At 57.8% G+C, this 16,298-nt stretch carries 16 protein-coding genes; 4 read left to right on the top strand and 12 right to left on the bottom strand.

What is annotated here, in order from left to right; genetic code table 11:
* The first annotated feature begins 213 nt into the window (after positions 1-213).
* Complete coding sequence (locus AC2FIP_RS07850; protein WP_282021660.1) at positions 214-1,341, top strand: CAP domain-containing protein; 1,128 nt, start codon at positions 214-216, stop codon at positions 1,339-1,341.
* A 58-nt stretch (positions 1,342-1,399) separates the two neighbouring features.
* Here the strand turns inward: AC2FIP_RS07850 and ppk2 are convergent, their stop codons facing one another.
* On the bottom strand, positions 1,400-2,317 hold the full coding sequence (ppk2, locus tag AC2FIP_RS07845; protein WP_496785859.1) for a polyphosphate kinase 2: 918 nt from the start codon (positions 2,315-2,317) through the stop codon (positions 1,400-1,402).
* Positions 2,318-2,593: 276 nt separating this feature from the next.
* Here ppk2 and AC2FIP_RS07840 point away from each other — a divergent pair, with 276 nt between their 5' ends.
* Entirely contained in the window at positions 2,594-3,433 is an 840-nt protein-coding gene (locus AC2FIP_RS07840; RefSeq protein ID WP_496785858.1) for a CPBP family intramembrane glutamic endopeptidase, read from the top strand.
* A 1-nt stretch (position 3,434) separates the two neighbouring features.
* Here the strand turns inward: AC2FIP_RS07840 and AC2FIP_RS07835 are convergent, their stop codons facing one another.
* Positions 3,435-3,893: an Lrp/AsnC family transcriptional regulator gene (locus AC2FIP_RS07835; RefSeq protein ID WP_142635322.1), complete on the bottom strand. Its 459-nt coding sequence runs from the start codon at positions 3,891-3,893 to the stop codon at positions 3,435-3,437.
* A 136-nt stretch (positions 3,894-4,029) separates the two neighbouring features.
* Here AC2FIP_RS07835 and ald point away from each other — a divergent pair, with 136 nt between their 5' ends.
* A complete protein-coding gene (ald, locus tag AC2FIP_RS07830; RefSeq protein ID WP_271948547.1) occupies positions 4,030-5,148 on the top strand; it encodes an alanine dehydrogenase in 1,119 nt (372 codons plus the stop codon).
* Positions 5,149-5,342: 194 nt separating this feature from the next.
* On the opposite strand, the gene AC2FIP_RS07825 is transcribed toward ald, so the two are convergent.
* Together AC2FIP_RS07825 and mscL are read right to left on the bottom strand one after the other, a co-directional pair.
* A complete protein-coding gene (locus AC2FIP_RS07825; protein WP_281995264.1) occupies positions 5,343-6,152 on the bottom strand; it encodes a mechanosensitive ion channel family protein in 810 nt (269 codons plus the stop codon).
* Positions 6,153-6,250: 98 nt separating this feature from the next.
* Entirely contained in the window at positions 6,251-6,679 is a 429-nt protein-coding gene (gene mscL / locus AC2FIP_RS07820) for a large conductance mechanosensitive channel protein MscL (RefSeq protein ID WP_496785856.1), read from the bottom strand.
* Positions 6,680-6,813: 134 nt separating this feature from the next.
* On the opposite strand from mscL, the gene AC2FIP_RS07815 reads away from it, so the two are divergent.
* Entirely contained in the window at positions 6,814-7,512 is a 699-nt protein-coding gene (locus tag AC2FIP_RS07815) for a glutathione S-transferase family protein (RefSeq protein WP_496785855.1), read from the top strand.
* 36 nt (positions 7,513-7,548) lie between these two features.
* Here AC2FIP_RS07815 and AC2FIP_RS07810 read toward each other — a convergent pair whose 3' ends face one another.
* The 8 genes from AC2FIP_RS07810 to AC2FIP_RS07775 all read right to left on the bottom strand — a co-directional run bounded on the left by AC2FIP_RS07810 (position 7,549) and on the right by AC2FIP_RS07775 (position 16,269).
* Positions 7,549-7,998 carry a YtoQ family protein gene (locus tag AC2FIP_RS07810; protein ID WP_142635314.1) on the bottom strand — a complete coding sequence of 150 codons (450 nt, stop codon included), beginning with the start codon at positions 7,996-7,998 and terminating at the stop codon, positions 7,549-7,551.
* 62 nt (positions 7,999-8,060) lie between these two features.
* Positions 8,061-9,020: a hypothetical protein gene (locus tag AC2FIP_RS07805; protein ID WP_496785853.1), complete on the bottom strand. Its 960-nt coding sequence runs from the start codon at positions 9,018-9,020 to the stop codon at positions 8,061-8,063.
* 263 nt (positions 9,021-9,283) lie between these two features.
* On the bottom strand, positions 9,284-11,680 hold the full coding sequence (gene pheT, locus AC2FIP_RS07800; protein WP_496785851.1) for a phenylalanine--tRNA ligase subunit beta: 2,397 nt from the start codon (positions 11,678-11,680) through the stop codon (positions 9,284-9,286).
* Positions 11,681-11,765: 85 nt separating this feature from the next.
* Positions 11,766-12,173 carry a cupin domain-containing protein gene (locus tag AC2FIP_RS07795; RefSeq protein ID WP_496785850.1) on the bottom strand — a complete coding sequence of 136 codons (408 nt, stop codon included), beginning with the start codon at positions 12,171-12,173 and terminating at the stop codon, positions 11,766-11,768.
* Positions 12,174-12,239: 66 nt separating this feature from the next.
* Positions 12,240-13,031 (bottom strand): CE1 family esterase, encoded by a 792-nt coding sequence (locus tag AC2FIP_RS07790; protein WP_496785849.1) that lies wholly within the window; start codon positions 13,029-13,031, stop codon positions 12,240-12,242.
* A 259-nt stretch (positions 13,032-13,290) separates the two neighbouring features.
* Positions 13,291-13,758 carry a hypothetical protein gene (locus AC2FIP_RS07785; protein ID WP_496785848.1) on the bottom strand — a complete coding sequence of 156 codons (468 nt, stop codon included), beginning with the start codon at positions 13,756-13,758 and terminating at the stop codon, positions 13,291-13,293.
* Complete coding sequence (pheS, locus tag AC2FIP_RS07780; protein WP_281972601.1) at positions 13,755-14,828, bottom strand: phenylalanine--tRNA ligase subunit alpha; 1,074 nt, start codon at positions 14,826-14,828, stop codon at positions 13,755-13,757. The genes AC2FIP_RS07785 and pheS overlap by 4 nt, the downstream gene beginning before the upstream one ends.
* 70 nt (positions 14,829-14,898) lie before the next feature.
* Positions 14,899-16,269, bottom strand: a complete 1,371-nt coding sequence (locus AC2FIP_RS07775) for a glutamate--cysteine ligase (protein WP_496785847.1) — start codon at positions 16,267-16,269, stop codon at positions 14,899-14,901.
* Between the last annotated feature and the right edge of the window lie 29 nt (positions 16,270-16,298).

Raw genomic sequence — 16,298 nt, 5'->3', positions numbered from 1 at the left:
CCCGGGGGTTTGTCGTTTTCAGGGTGACGTTGCGCGCTTTTTCGCGACTGGCTGACGCAACCCAGCGTCAATGCGCGATAAACCGCGAACTCAGATTCAACTTCCGGTGGCGATCTGCCCACCAACCGCGAGCGGCACGATTGTGTCTTCTCGCCGCCAAGTTCTCGCCACTAATGTCCCGCCAAAATAACGCAATCTATTGGAGGCAGAATCATGTCAACGGCCAGCGATCTAGAACGGCAGATGCTCGCATTGATCAATGCAGAGCGGGCAAAGGCGGGCTTACAACCGGTCAAGCTTGAGCTTCGGCTGAACGCAGCGGCGGAAGATCACAGCGAGTGGATGCTGAACGTCGATAAGTTCAGCCATACCGGCGCCGGAGGTTCGCGACCATCGGACAGAATGGAAGATGCGGGCTTCGAATTCTCCGGAAGCTGGCGTGCGACTGAAAACATCGCATGGCAGAGTGTCCGCGGTGCGCCGGGGCTGTCGGATGACGTTCAGGATCTGCACAACAGCCTGATGAACAGTTCCGGCCATCGCGCGAATATTCTGGACGCCAACGTGACCGTTATCGGAATTGGGATTGAGGTCGGAAACTATGACGGCTGGAACGCCATCATGGTGACCCAGAACTTTGCACGGACCTCTGCGCCTTTGCAGCTTGATACCAGCAGTTCGGGCGGTTCCGGTGGTTCCACACCTCCACCGCCCTCGGGGCAGTTGGACGTCAGGGCTGGCAAGATCGGCACTGCTGCGGATGACTGGTTCGTTTTGAAATCCGGACAGGCTGGCCTTTTGGATGGGCGCGGCGGTGATGATATCCTGGTTGGCGGCGGCGGCCGAGATAAGCTGCTTGGCCGCTCCGGCGACGACACCCTGAACGGCGAAGGCGGAAATGACACTCTGGTTGGCGGTGCTGATAATGACGACCTGAATGGGGGGGATGGCAAAGACCTTCTGAAAGGCGGCTATGGCATTGACCAGCTGGACGGTGGCGGCGGAAAAGATGTGCTTAAAGGCGGAGGGGGCAACGACATTCTTGTCGGCGGCGCGGGCAACGACAAACTGATTGGCGGCAATGGCGCAGATGTCATGACCGGTGGCACCGGAGTGGATCAATTCTACTTCACCAAGGGCGCGGATACTGTAACGGATTTCACTGACGAGGATATCGTCAACCTCCGGCAGGCCAAGTCTATCGTTGGGTATAACGATCTGATGAAGAACCACATTTCGCAATCCGGAAATGACGTCATCATCGATGCCGGTAACGGCCACACCCTGACACTAGAAGATACCTTGTTATCAGACCTGGCCAGAGACGACTTTGTGTTCTGAAGGCCGGACAAGCGAAAACTAAAGCCACGCCCCCGGAATCCGGGGGCGTTTATCGTGATCAGTAAATCTTGGGCACGTACAGCTCGTCCAGCAAAACACGCCGTTCGTATTCCGGATTATACTTGCGATCCGGGAGGTCGACTTTTTCCTGCGGTACATCCGTATAGGGGATCTTGGTCAGAAGATGCTCAATACAGTTCAGGCGCTCACGCTTTTTGTCGTTGCCTTCGACGATGTACCAGGGCGCCTCGCGGATGTTGGTACGGAACAGCATGTCCTCTTTGGCTTTGGTATAGGCCTCCCAGCGGATACGGGATTCCAGATCCATGGGGGACAGTTTCCACTGTTTCATAGGATCGTGAATCCGCATAAGGAATCGCAGCTGCTGTTCCTCATCCGTGATCGAGAACCAGTATTTCAGCAAGATGATCCCGGATCGAACCAACATCCGTTCGAATTCGGGAACGTCCTGAAAGAACTGATCAACCTGATCTTTGCTGGCAAACCCCATCACCCTTTCGACCCCGGCACGGTTATACCAGGACCGATCGAACAGAACGATCTCACCGGCGGCGGGCAGATGCGGGACGTAACGCTGGAAATACCACTGGCTCTGCTCACGACGGCTGGGCGCCGGCAGAGCAACCACCCGGGCAACACGCGGATTCAGACGCTGCGTAATCCGCTTAATCACCCCACCCTTGCCAGCACTGTCCCGGCCTTCAAACAGGATACAGACCTTGGCACCGGTATGTTGCACCCAGTCCTGCACCTTGATCAGTTCAGCCTGAAGTCGCAGCAAGTTACGGAAATAGACCTTGCGATCCAGCATGTCGGGATGCTGATCCTTGTAGATCTTCCGCACTTCCACCGACAGCATGGGCTCGCTGAATTCGATCTCAAAATCTTCGTCCAGCGCGTCTTCCAACTCGGCTTCGAGCCAGTCTTTTGGTGCATGGTTAAATTCGTCGGTCAAGGTCTGCTCCTTATCAATTAACGGGTCAGGACCCTATCAGGCGCGTGTAACCGCCTGATGTCATCACAGAGGTAGATGAAAGCCTTTTTCTAAGCTTATCTGCCGGGGTCAGCAAGATCACTGCCCCAGGAATTCGGAAACTTGGCATTTCCGCTCGGCTGGATCATTCAATCGCCAGAGCCACCCCTACTTCAGTTTGTATGAAGCCTGTTAACACGACTTGCCAGCCCGAGTGTTCTGAGGGCATCAAAGCACAGGTCATTTCAGAGAGGGGCCGTGGCGCATTTCATATCTGTTCTGCCGGTTGTTTGGCCCTGGTTTATCCTGATCGCCGCACAGATATGCGCTGTTTCGGGGAAATGGTCTTTGGGGTTCGTTCTGCTGACCTGTTTTGGCCTGATTGCTCTGACCTTGGGTCTGGTCACGCCCTTTGCCGCAGCTATTGCGTCAGCAGGTCTTGCCGGAGCGTTGATGCTACGCGGTTTGAACGGTGCGTTTTCCTTTGTTGGACATATCGCCTTGATCCTGTGGTGCTTGGCCATGGGTGCACATCTGGTTCCGGGCTTTCATAACCTTCTGGTACTGGACCGGGTTCAAGCTGGACCGGGCAGCACCGATTTCACGATGTACCTGAACCTGGACAAGCCTCTGATCCTGTTCGCCGTCCTTCTGGCCTGGCCACGCATGAATGATGGGTTGGCGTATATACGCAAATCGCCGCTGGCGGTCGGGCTGGTCGCATTGCCGGCCCTGTTTCTACTGGGCCTCTCAGTTGGTGCCATCCGGCCAGAGTTCACCCTTCCCCATTGGTGGATGATCTTTGCACTTTCCAACCTGTTTCTGACCTGCCTCACGGAAGAGGCCTTTTTCCGTGGCTATCTGCAATCAGCACTTTCCAAACGCATGGGGGCTGCTGCAGGGATTGCTGCGGCCAGCCTGCTTTTCGGGCTTGCACATTTTGCAGGTGGACCTGCATTGGTTTTCTTTGCAGCCCTTCTTGGCGCGGCATGTGGCCTGGGATATTACGCGACAGGACGTCTTTGGGTTCCGGTTCTGATGCATTTCGCCTTTAACGCGGCGCATCTGGTGATTTTCACCTATCCCGGCCCAGCCTAGGTTAAACCGGCAACGCCGTCGTCTTGAACACAGTCCGAAGCGCGAATGAGCTTTGCATCTGCGCCACGCCTGGAAGTCGAGACAGATATTGGCGATGGATGCGGGCGAAATCCTCGGTGTTTTCGGCAACGACCTTCAGTATGTAGTCCGCAGTTCCTGCCATCAGGTGGCATTCCAAAACATCCGGGATCCGCGCAACAGCTTTTTCGAAGGCCTCCAGTACTTCCTCGGCCTGGCCCTGCAAGGTGATCTCGACAAACACCGTTGTTGGCACATTCATCTTGCGCGCGTCCAACAAGGCAACGTAGTTGCGGATATAGCCGTCGGCCTCAAGCCTCTGTACCCGCCTGTGGCAGGCCGAAGGCGACAAATTCACCTGCTCGGACAATTCGGCATTCGACATTCGACCATTCCGCTGCAAGGCAGCCAGAATCTTTCTATCTGTCGTATCAAGGCTCATCCACGCAATTCCTTTGCGGGTTTTACCCATTGTAGCGAAGATTTTCCCGAAGAAAAGCCGGAATGCGGGCAGAGTTTCACAGAAATTGCACCCGAAACCGCCCAGTATTTAGGCAGTTTAGGAACGGAGAGACCTAATGAAAATCGGTTGCCCCAAAGAAATCAAGCCGCAGGAATTCCGTGTCGGCATGACGCCCAACGCCGCACAAGAGGCGGTGTCTCGTGGCCATGACGTGATAATCGAAAACGGAGCTGGCATTGGCGCCGGGTTTGATAACGATGATTACGTCGCCGCAGGTGCCCGCATCGTGGACAGTGCAGAAGAAGTTTTTGCCACCGCAGAGATGATTGTCAAAGTCAAAGAACCCCAGGCGGGCGAACGCAAGATGCTGCGTGAAGGGCAGCTTTTGTTCACCTACCTGCATCTGGCCCCGGATCCGGATCAGACCCATGACCTGCTGGAATCGGGCTGTACGGCTATCGCCTATGAGACAGTGACCGATGCAAATGGAGGTCTGCCCCTGCTTGCACCCATGTCCGAGGTTGCGGGCCGTCTGGCACCGCAGGTCGGATCCTGGACGCTGCAAAAGGCCAATGGCGGCCGCGGAGTGCTGATGGGTGGCGTCCCCGGCGTTGGTCCAGCAAAAGTTGTGGTTATCGGTGGGGGCGTCGTCGGCACCCATGCCGCCAAGATCGCCGCAGGTATGGGCGCGGATGTGACGGTACTGGACCGGTCCCTGCCCCGGCTGCGTTATCTGGACGACGTGTTCGGCGGTCAGTTCAAGAACCAGTATTCAACTGCAGGTGCGACCGCGGAGCTGATCCAGACAGCCGACATGGTGATTGGCGCTGTGCTGATTCCGGGTGCTGCAGCGCCGAAACTGGTGACGCGCGCGCAGCTGTCCACCATGAAACCCGGCGCGGTTCTTGTGGATGTTGCCATCGACCAGGGCGGCTGTTTTGAAACCTCAAAGGCCACAACCCATGCGGACCCGATCTATGAAGTTGACGGCGTCATGCATTACTGCGTGGCCAACATGCCCGGCGCGGTTGCAAGAACGTCAACAATAGCACTGGGCAACGCCACAATGCCGTTCATGCTGGCACTGGCGGATAAAGGATGGAAACAGGCCTGTCAGGATGATCCGCACCTGCTGGCTGGCTTGAACGTTCACGCCGGCCAACTCACCTATTATGCGGTTGGCAAAGCGCTTGGGATTGACGTGGTATCCCCCAACGTTGTCATCAAATCCTGACGAAACCCTCCAGCCCCTGAAGCGCCCTCTCCCGAGGGCGTTTGCAGCGTTGGGCATAGCGCCGCCTCTTCGAAGCGGCGTAACCTGTTCACAGCGTTGAACGGGGCACCAAAAACAACGACGCCGCGCGATTAGCGCGGCGCCGGGCCCAACCGGAGGAGGGTATTTTAATGCCCGAGCGACGGGCGGGAGCATCATCCCTGTTTCTGGATCTCGACCGAATGCGGGTATGGAATCGAAACGCCTTTTGCATCAAACGCTTCTTTGACTGCTTTGGTCATTTCAAATTTGACATCCCAATAATCGACAGCGGCACACCACAAGCGCGCCGTCAGATCGACCGAGCTGTCCCCCAGATTTGTGACCCGCACCCAGGGCTCGGGATCGCCGTGGATGCGCCCGTCAGCCATTGCGAGGTCCAAAATGATTTTCATCGCCTCATCCGCGCTATCGCCATAGTCGATACCAAACACCAAATCTACACGACGCGTCTCGTGTGCCGAGTAGTTGGTGATAACTGACCCCCAAGCCTGGCCATTGGGTACAATGATCTGCACATTGTCGGGGGTCACGAGTTCGGTCGTGAACAGATTCAGATCTTTGACAGTTCCGGCTGTTCCGCCGATGTCGACATATTGGCCAAGCTTATACGGCCGGAAGACAACCAACATCACGCCTGCCGCCAGATCACTAAGTGTACCCTGCAGCGCCAGGCCTATGGCCAGCGAAGCAGCGCCCAAAATGGCAACGATACTGGTTGCTTCGATCCCGAAGATGCCCAGAACAGCCACAATTACCATGGCCAGAATGGCCCATTTGATCATGCTGGCGGCAAAATTGCCCAGCGTCGGATCAATATGGGGCGTTTTGTTGATACGGCGGCGAACAACCCCAGCGATCATACCTGCCGCAATCCAGCCCAATATCAGAACAATCAGAGCCTTGCCCGCACTCATCAAGATTGGCACATAGCCGTTTGCCATATCCATGGCTTGATTTGCCATTTCCATCGTCTGCTCCAATTCGGGTTTCCTTCTGCTTTCAGATCGTTAATTGAATCCCACCTATCTGGTGGGGTCCTCTTCTGCCGTAACTGCAGGAGTCACTTTTTCAGTGCGTCGCGGATTTCCATCAGGATGTCCAGCTCGCTTGGCCCGGCTGGCGCTTCTTCTTCCGCCGGTGCTTCCTCTTCTGCCGCCTCTTTCACACGGTTCACCATTTTGACCAGCATGAAAACCACCCAGGCGATGATCAGAAAGTTGATGATCGCCATGATGAACGCACCATATGCAAAAACAGAAGCACCGGTTTCCCGCGCCGCTTCCAGGCTCGCCCCTTCGGCGACATCACCGGCCAGAACGGAGTAGTTGTTGGTGAAATCAACCCCACCCGTGACCAGGCCAATCAATGGATTGATCAGATCGCCAACAAGCGACGTAACAATTGCGGTAAATGCGGCTCCAATGATGATACCCACCGCCATATCCATGACATTGCCTTTGGCAATGAATGTCTTGAACTCCTGGAACATAACTTCCCTCTTTCCCTGTTGTCATTTTTATGCGCCTAAACGCACGGCAACTGTGCGCTAATTGCACTATAAAATGTATGTTTTTATGGGAAATCGTGACTATTTTTCCCCAATCGGCTTATTCAGGAGACCCCATGACACATTTTGCGTCTTATTCCATTACAGACAAATGGCCCGCCAAAAACCCTTCGGTCATTCAGCTCTATTCTTATCCGACGCCTAATGGCGTCAAGGCCTCGATCATGCTTGAGGAAACCGGCCTGCCCTACGAGGCGCATCTGGTCACGCTTGCGGATGCGGATGTCAAAAGCTCCGAGTTCCTGTCGCTGAACCCAAACAACAAAATCCCTGCAATCATTGACCCGAACGGTCCTGATGGACATCCCCTGGGCCTGTTTGAAAGCGGTGCGATCCTGTTGTATCTGGCCGAGAAGTCAGGGAAATTCATGGGCCAGACACAAAGCGACAGACATCGCATTACCCAATGGCTCATGTTCCAGATGGGTGGAATTGGTCCCATGCTTGGGCAACTTGGCTTTTTCCACAAATTCGCCGGGAAAGAGATCGAAGATCCGCGCCCACGTGAGCGTTATCTCAACGAGGCAAAGCGGCTGTTGAATGTCGTGAACAATCAACTTGATGGTCAGGAATGGATCTCCGGGGACTACTCGATCGCCGACATTGCAATCGTCCCCTGGCTGCGCGGGTTGGATTTTTATGGTGCCCGAGACATTGTTGGCTGGGATGAGTACGCAAATCTCCAACCTTATCTTGATCGGTTTCTTGCGCGTCCCGCCGTTCAGCGCGGGCTGCAGATTCCTTCCCCAGGTTAACACGTGTGGGGTGAGGCAATACCTCACCCCATCCATTTAGCTTGGAAGCTTACCCGTCAGAACATACCGCAGCACATCCACCACCTGCGAGGGATGTTCAGCAACAGCCAGGGCGGCTGCATCAACCTCTTTCAACGCGTGCTGATGATCTGGCCCGTGCACTACGATGATCGACTTGCCCAAAGCCGCCGCATATCCCGCGTCAAAGGCTGCGTTCCATTGCTTGTATTGATCGCCAAAGCGGACGACCACGACATCCGCGTCTGAAATGCCCTTGCGGGTTCGGATCGCATTGACCATCGCACCCTTGTGGTCATGCCAATACTTGTTTGGCTCGGACCCCAAAATTGCAACGCCGCAATCGTCGCTGGCTTCGTGAATCGTGACAGGACTGTTGAACGAAATGTCCAACCCTTTCGCCCCGTCAATGATCTGCTCGCGCCAGTCGGTGTGTATCTCTCCGGACAGGTAGACGTTCAGGCCCATTGATTTCTCCTTTGATTTTATTGGCGACCCTAAAGACAAAATGGACCTGACCCAAGGGGGGCTCAGAAAGCCAGCCTCCAAAACACCGGCTGCCCGTTGGGAACTGCCCTACGGGCCGCGCTGCGCTGCTTGCTTCCCAGAAACCCCGGCATCTCGGATGTTGGCTCGAACCCGAAACTGCGGGGCAAACGGGTATAGATCGACCGCGGCGGCAACCGTCCCCAGGAGATCCCTTTCAGCTGCGCGCCCGGTTCTGGCTGGTGCATCCAGACTTCGCGAATGGCGAATTCGTCGCGCAGCAGCACCAACACTGCCAACATCATGACCTCGGCCCATATTTTCGCGTATTTCTGCTGCAGCGCCTGCTCGTATTCACGCGTCAAACGCAACTCACGCGACCGGGGCGCCCGGCATTGCAGTCGACGCCGGGCATGGCCGACAAAGCGCAACCAGTCGGACTGAATTTCTTCAATCAGACAATAGCCACTTGTTAAATCTATATCCAAGCGGCACCAGGCCAGAGTCGGACGGCCATGCGTGCGTACCGGGTGCCAACAGCTTTGGAACGCACCCACCGCCGCGCGCTGTTCGAATTTCCACAACAGCTCGGCGTGCTCGGTCGGGAAGCCCAACTGCACCACAATGTTATGCGCCTTGCGCGTGGTTTGTTCACCAGACCAGCGCTCAAAGCTCAGGCAGAAATCCAGCCATTCGGACTGATAGACCGCTTCTAAACCATGGAACGCCGCAGGGCTTAGCCCCTTCAGACGCACGGCGCGATCCGCATGGGCCACGGCCAGCACATCGTGCCTCCGCAAAACCCCACCGCACCGCGCGATCATGGGTTTCAGCAAAGGACGCGCCAGCAAACGGGACAGCCCCGATTGCTTTAGATCCGAAACCGACATTTCGGCCTCCATCGACTGGCACAGCAACCAGGGGCTTTGCCGGTCGGTATAATAGTAGAATGGCATCTCTTCCGGCAGAATCTGCCGGATCATCGAGATGTCTTGGCGTTTCATGACAACTCTCCAACGGGAAACAGGCCCGCCGGTCAGTTGGCGGGCAATCAGGGTTTGGGCATTGCTTTTGCGAGGCTGGGATCTGGCATTGGGCCGACTCCGGATTGTGATTGCATTAGGGGGCTGGACTTACGGCCAGGGGGTGATTCCACTCAACCCCTGGATTTTCAGGACGCAGGGACGTTGCAGCACGGCAACACTGGCGTCTGAGAAACGAGAAAAGCGCGCCGATTGGCGCGCTTTGCATTTGGATTACGGTCGCGTTAGCCGCGCAGAACGCCGCCCGTTGCCTTGGAAACCTTGGCGATGATCTTTTCAGCCACCGCTTCGATATCTTTTTCCTTCAGCGTCGCATCTGTTGGCTGCAGCCGAACGGTGATGGCCAGAGATTTCTTGCCCTCACCCAGGCTGCCGCCAATAAACTCATCAAAGACGCGCACATCCTCGATCAGCGCCTTGTCGGCACCGGCAGCGGCATTCACCAGCGTCAGTGCCTCGACGCCTTCATCGACGACAAAGGCAAAGTCACGCTCGACCGCCTGCAGATCGCGCAGCTCCAGCGCCGCGCGGGTCGCCCCGGATTTACGCGGAAGAGGCACCTCATCCGGCCAGATAGTGAAAGCCACCACCGGGCCCTTGATGTCCATCGCCTGCAACACACGCGGATGCAACTCGCCGAAAACGCCCAGTACCTTTTTCGGACCCAGACAAATTTTGCCGTGCCGACCCGGATGCCACCAGGCGTCGCCCTCGCGTAGGATCTGAACCTTGGCGGGTGCGCCGATGGCGGCCAAAACGGCCTCGGCATCTGCCTTGGCGTCGAACACATCCGCCGGGCGTGTGGCGCTATGCACATCCTTGGGGCCGTCGCGACCGACCAGCAGGCCGGTAATCTGGATTTTCTGATCGCCTGGCTCGCCGTCGTGAAAAACTGGGCCAACTTCAAACAGCGCCACATCCGCATAGCCGCGCGCCTGATTGCGGGCCGCCGCTTGCAACAGCCCCGGCAGCAGATCGGGGCGCATATGGCTCATCTCGGACGAAATCGGGTTTTCCAACTGCGTCGCTTCGTCGCCACCGCCAAACAGCGCTGCGGATGTCTGATCAATGAATGTATAGCTGACGCATTCGTTATAACCCAATGCGGCACAGGTGCGGCGCGCCATCGACTGGCGGCGCTGAGTGGCTGTCATAACCGGTTTCGGAATGCCATCAGTGACCCTCGGCAGCGGCTTGCCCTGAAGCTTGGTCAGGGAGGCAATTCGTGCGACCTCTTCCACCAGATCAGCCTCGCCCATGACATCGGGGCGCCAGCTGGGGACATGGGCCATCTCGCCTTCAAGGCGGAAACCCAGACGGGTCAGGGTCTGGCGCTGCTCGCTTTCGGGAATGACCATCCCGACCAGCGATTGCACCCGGGCCGAGTCCAACTTGTAGGACCGCGCATGGTTTGGTGCTTTGCCTGCCTCAACCACTTTAGAGACCTCGCCACCGCAGATATCCAGGATCATCTGCGTTGCATGTTCCAATCCTTCCAGCGTGTATTCCGGGTCGACGCCGCGCTCGAATCGGTACCGCGCATCCGAGTTGATTTTCAACGCCCGGCCTGTCAGTGCAATTTGCACATGATCCCAGAACGCGCTTTCGAGGAAGACGTTCACGGTATCCTCGGTACAGCCGGTTTCTTCGCCGCCCATGATCCCTGCAATGGATTCCGGGCCGTTGTCGTCCGAAATCACCATCATGCCCGGTTGCAGCGTGTATTCCTTTTCGTCCAACGCCATCAGCTTTTCGCCACCCTTGGCCCTATGTACGCGCAGGTTGCCCTGAACCTTGTCCGCATCAAAGACATGCAGCGGACGGTTCTGGTCGAAGGTCATATAGTTGGTGATATCCACCAAGGCCGAGATCGGACGCAGGCCGATCGCCTTCAACTGATCCTGCAGCCACTGCGGGCTGGGGCCGTTCTTGACACCCTTGATCAGACGCCCGGTGAAATGCGGTGCTCCGTCCAGCGTGTCATCATCAATCGTCACCTTGATCGGGCTGACGAAATCGCCCGGCACCGGCACATAGTCGCGCTCTTTCAGCGTGCCGACCCCGCGTGCCGCCAGATCGCGCGCGATCCCGGCGACGCCCAACGCATCGGGGCGGTTCGGGGTGATCGCAATCTCGATCATCGGATCGACCTTTGCGGGATCATTCTCGGCCAGCCAGTCAACGAACTGATCGCCGACCTCACCCGAGGGCAACTCGATGATGCCGTCATGCTCTTCCGACAGCTCCAGCTCGCGCTCCGAGGCCATCATGCCAAAGCTTTCGACACCGCGGATCTTGCCGACGCTGATGGTGATGTCCAGGCCCGGAATATACATGCCCGGTTTGCAGACCACGACAGTGATACCTTCGCGCGCATTGGGCGCGCCGCAGATGATCTGCAGATCACCCTCATCCGTCGCAACCGTACAGACCCGCAGCTTGTCGGCATCAGGGTGCTGTTCGGCATGGGTCACTTTTCCCAGCATAAAGCCCGCCAGTCGGTCCGCCGGATTGACGATCTCTTCGACTTCGAGCCCCAGATCGGTCAGCGTTTCGGCGATCTCATCGACCGACGCGTCAGTGTCCAGGTGATCCTTGAGCCAGGAAAGGGTGAATTTCATCGGTCGTATTCCGCATAATCTTGGGTCAGCCCGCGTGTAACGGATATTCAGACAAGGGGAAAGAGGCCGTGTGCCACATGACCACCTACTGTTCGGCAACTGTGTTGACGACGCTATCCGATCCGGCAAACACCGCCAAAATCCGCGCGATGTCTTCGCCCGTATTCGCCCCCACGTGTGGGGATCGGAACGCTTCGACAAAGGCATCGCCGGTTTTGTAGGTCTTTGTCCCCGCCGCGCCGTAATCGACAGTGATTTCCCCTTCCAGCACATAGGCCACCAGCGGAGCATTATGTCGGTGACTACCGGTCACCTGACCCGGCTGCATGGTAATGATGGCCATGGTGATCTGCGGTGTGCCGTCCGGGTATTCCAGTGGCTCTCCGATCACGGACTTGTCCGTTTGCACCAAAACATCAACAGGCGGATAGGCGTCGCGCGCCAGGGCAGAGGTTGCGGTCAGGATCGCGGCGGTCACCAGCAGGGGTTTCATCGGGCAAGGCTCCTTGGTCAGATGGCCTGCGCAGATGACCTAGGATGCAAAGGGCTGTCAAACGGGTCAGGGATAGACCGGCGCTCGTCCGGCCAGCTCATCCAACTGCCAGCCGATCCAGCCATGCGGGATGAAATGCCCGCCCGGATGCGTGTCCAACGTAACCTGCCCCTGCGCGCAATCGGTCCATTCCACACGGCTGAGGGTCAGGAAAGGCTTCACGCTCCAATCGCCACGCGGGGTTGCACCGTTGCAGTCGAACTTCGCTTTCCACAACGCCACCGGATAGGTCGTGTCCCCGCCCGGACCCACGGGGAAATCCATCACCGTGTCGTCCAGCCCATGCACATGGCGCACCTGACGCGGGGCCTGCGGGCAGTCCTCGGTCTGGCGAATGCTGCCAGCGACAGCCAGCAGGGCCGCAACGTCATCGCCGGACTGACAGACATAGCGCCACGCCATCGCGCCGCCATAGGAATAGCCCGAGACATAGATGCGATCCGGGTCGATGGGATAGCGCGCCGCGACATCCTCTAGCACCCGATCCGCAAAGGGGACGTCATCAGTGTCGGACGTCCAGAAATCCCAGCTTTTGCCGCGCCCGTTCGGGGCCACCAGCAGCACGCCGCGCAGTTTGGTGGCCCCTGCGATCCTTTCGTGGTTGACCACCACATCCCCCTGCCGCGCCCAGCCGTGGAAGTGCAGCAATACCGGCAGAGGGCTTTCGCCGTCCCAGCCGTCCGGTTCCAGCACATGGTATGAGCGGTCACCGAGCGGGCAGGCCGCGTCGCCATGGCAACCATTTGCTGCAGCTTGGAGCGGGAGAAGAAGAAACAGGCAGGTCAGAATCCGAAACATAACTCGGAGCCTACCCGCCCCGTGCACGAAGTCACGTCACAACCCCGTGGGAGGCTGAAACAAGCCGCGCTATCGCCAGACCGCGGGGTGGCGATCCTTGGGCTGTGGAGGGAAGTTTATGCTGGCCAAATCCGTGCGCTGTTCGAGCGCTGCACTGACGGAGACAAATCGCCAGCCCGTGTGGGCGGTCTGGCGATAGCGCGGCGGCCTATCGGCCTTTGCTCCGCGCCGGATTTTCAAACGAGATCTCCCGACCGTTTTAGTCTTCTCGCACTTTCCGGCGCTTAAATGGTCGCGGTTTACCTAGCCAAGTCACATCATGGTGCATGACTTCTATGAGTCTTGTCCGGCTTTCGGAAAGTGCGGCGATGGAGATCGGCTCACCGTCCGGTGCGCTGGCCGCTCCGGCAATCAAAGCCGCCGCGTTACCCATATAGAGGCCTGCACTTTTGTTTACTATGGCGGAAGCGAATATCTGAAACTCAAGAACCATCGACGATAAATCTGAGAATGAAGCCTGAATTTGCTCGTCATCTCCCAGGGTGAGTGCAGCCTCTAATCGCCCTATTTTTTCACCAAAGCGAAGATACACGTCTTCTCTACGCAAGGAGATACGTTTTGCCTCTTCCCACCATTGCTTGAGCAGATAGGAAACCGCGGCAACAGCTATGCCAAAAAACGCGACGGCTTGGTCGATGACAAAACCTGCCGAGCCTGTTTCAATCACCGAGACAAACCACCATGCAGGTTCGGCATATCCAGCGCTGCAAACCCGTAGTGCCGCAACCACCGAAGATCGCTATCAAAGAACGCCCGCAAATCCGGAATGCCGTATTTCAACATCGCCAGACGGTCGATGCCGATACCAAAGGCAAAGCCCTGATAGACCTCGGGATCAATGCCACCGGCGGCGATCACCTTGGGGTGAACCATGCCGGAGCCAAGGATCTCCATCCAGTCGTCGCCCTCGCCGATCTTCAGCTGGCCGTTATCCCAGGAACAGCGGATATCGACCTCTGCCGACGGTTCGGTAAAGGGGAAGTGCGAGGCGCGGAAACGAAGTTCGACATCGTCGACTTCGAAGAACGCCTTCACGAACTCTTCCAGAACCCATTTCAGGTTCGCCATCGAGATGTCCTTGTCGATGGCAAGACCTTCGACCTGATGGAACATCGGCGTGTGGGTCTGATCATAATCAGCGCGATAAACGCCGCCCGGACAAATGATGCGGATCGGCGCACCCTGCAGCTCCATCGAGCGGATCTGGACCGGCGAAGTATGGGTGCGCAGCACATGCGGCGGGCGCTCGTCGCCCTCGGCACGGTGCATATAAAACGTGTCCATCTCGGCCCGCGCGGGGTGGTGGCCGGGGATGTTCAGCGCGTCGAAATTGTGCCAATCGGTCTCGATCCGCGGCCCTTCAGCCACCGAGAAACCCAGTTCGGCAAAGATCGCGGTCAGCTCCTCGGTCGCCTGACTGACCGGGTGGATCGAGCCTTGGCGGCGCGCGCGGGTCGGCAGGGTAACGTCCAGCCATTCGGTCCGTAGACGTTCGTCCAGCGCGGCATCGGCAAGACCGGCTTTCTTGGCGGCCAGCGCCGAGTTGATCTCATCCTTCAGGGCGTTCAGCGCGGGGCCTGCGACCTGACGTTCCTCGGGGGTCATCTTGCCCAGCTCGCGCATCTTCAGCGCGACCTCGCCCTTTTTGCCCACGGCGGCGACGCGGATCGCCTCAAGCGCGTTCTCATCGCCCGCCTCGGCGATCTGCCCCAGATATTTTGCCTTAAGATCGTCCATGACGCCCTCTGAATTTGGTCGCCAACCTGCTATCGGCCCCGCCCCGCGAATGCAAGCGGGACGCGGTGGGTCAATAGCTGTATTCGGGATAAATTCGAGTCAGATCGCCGTTCCAGTCGCCATTGTAGTGTTCCAGCAACTCATCCGCCGGAACCTTGCCGGTATCGAGACTCTCCTTCAGCGCGTTCAGGAAATGTGTCTCATCGGGAACCAGACCACCTGCGCCGGGATAGGCCCGGGCCTTGAGACCACTTTCCGAGATCGCAACCACTTCGCGGGCAAGATCATGCATGTTGATGTCGCCAACCTGCGCCTGCAGGCCATTGACGGCCGCCTGAACGCGCAGTTCCTCGCGCGTTTCGGCATCCCAGCCCTTGACCAGATCCCAGGCCGCATCCAGCGCGCCCTGATCATAGGTCAGGCCAACCCAGAAGGCAGGCAGCGCACACAGACGCCGCCACGGGCCACCATCCGCGCCGCGCATCTCCATGAATTTCTTGATCCGCGCCTCGGGGAAGGCGGTGGTCAGGTGATCGGCCCAATCGGACAGAGTAGGTGTTTCACCCGGCAGCGCGGGCAGTTTGCCCTGCAGGAAATCGCGGAAGGACATGCCCAGCGCGTTGATATACTGGCCATCGCGATAGACAAAGTACATCGGCACATCCAACGCGTATTGCACGTAGCGCTCGAACCCAAAGCCTTCTTCGAACACAAAGGGCAACATACCGGTGCGTGCATCGTCCAGATGCCGCCAGATATGGCTGCGCCAGCTTTTCTGGCCGTTGACCTGTCCTTCGAAGAAGGGTGAATTGGCAAACAGCGCCGTCGCCACAGGCTGCAAAGCCAGCGCCACGCGCAGTTTCTGCACCATGTCGGCCTCGGACCCAAAGTCGATATTGACCTGAACCGTGCAAGTGCGCCGCATCATGGCGCGGCCCATGGAGCCTACTTTTTCCATGTAATCGTTCATCAGCCGATAACGGCCTTTGGGCATCAGAGGCATCTGCTCATGGGTCCAGATCGGAGCCGCGCCCAGACCGATAAAGCCCACGCCGATTTCATCCGCGATATCCTTAACCTCGCGCAGGTGGGTGTTCACCTCGTCGCAGGTCTCGTGGATCGTCTCCAACGGCGCGCCCGACAGCTCTAGTGCGCCGCCCGGTTCAAGGCTGACATTGGCGCCGTCTTTTTCCAGACCGATCAGGTGGCCCGCTTCGCGCACCTCGGCCCAGCCGTGCCGGTCGCGCAGCCCTTCAATCACCGCCACAATCGACCGCGTGCCTTCGAATGGCAGCGGTTTCAGTGAGTCTTTACAATAGCCGAACTTTTCATGTTCGGTTCCGATGCGCCAATCGGCTTTGGGCTTGCAGCCCGATTCCAGATATTCGGCAAGTTGCTCGTGGCGTTCGATCGGTCCGCCGCCGGACTGGGGGATGGACATGAACCGTGCTCCGATCCTGATGTGTCTGT

The organism is Ruegeria sp. CDSB114, from assembly GCF_059611025.1.
The sequence above is the reverse complement of the archived record's forward strand: the minus strand, read 5'-3'. Positions and strand labels throughout refer to the sequence as shown.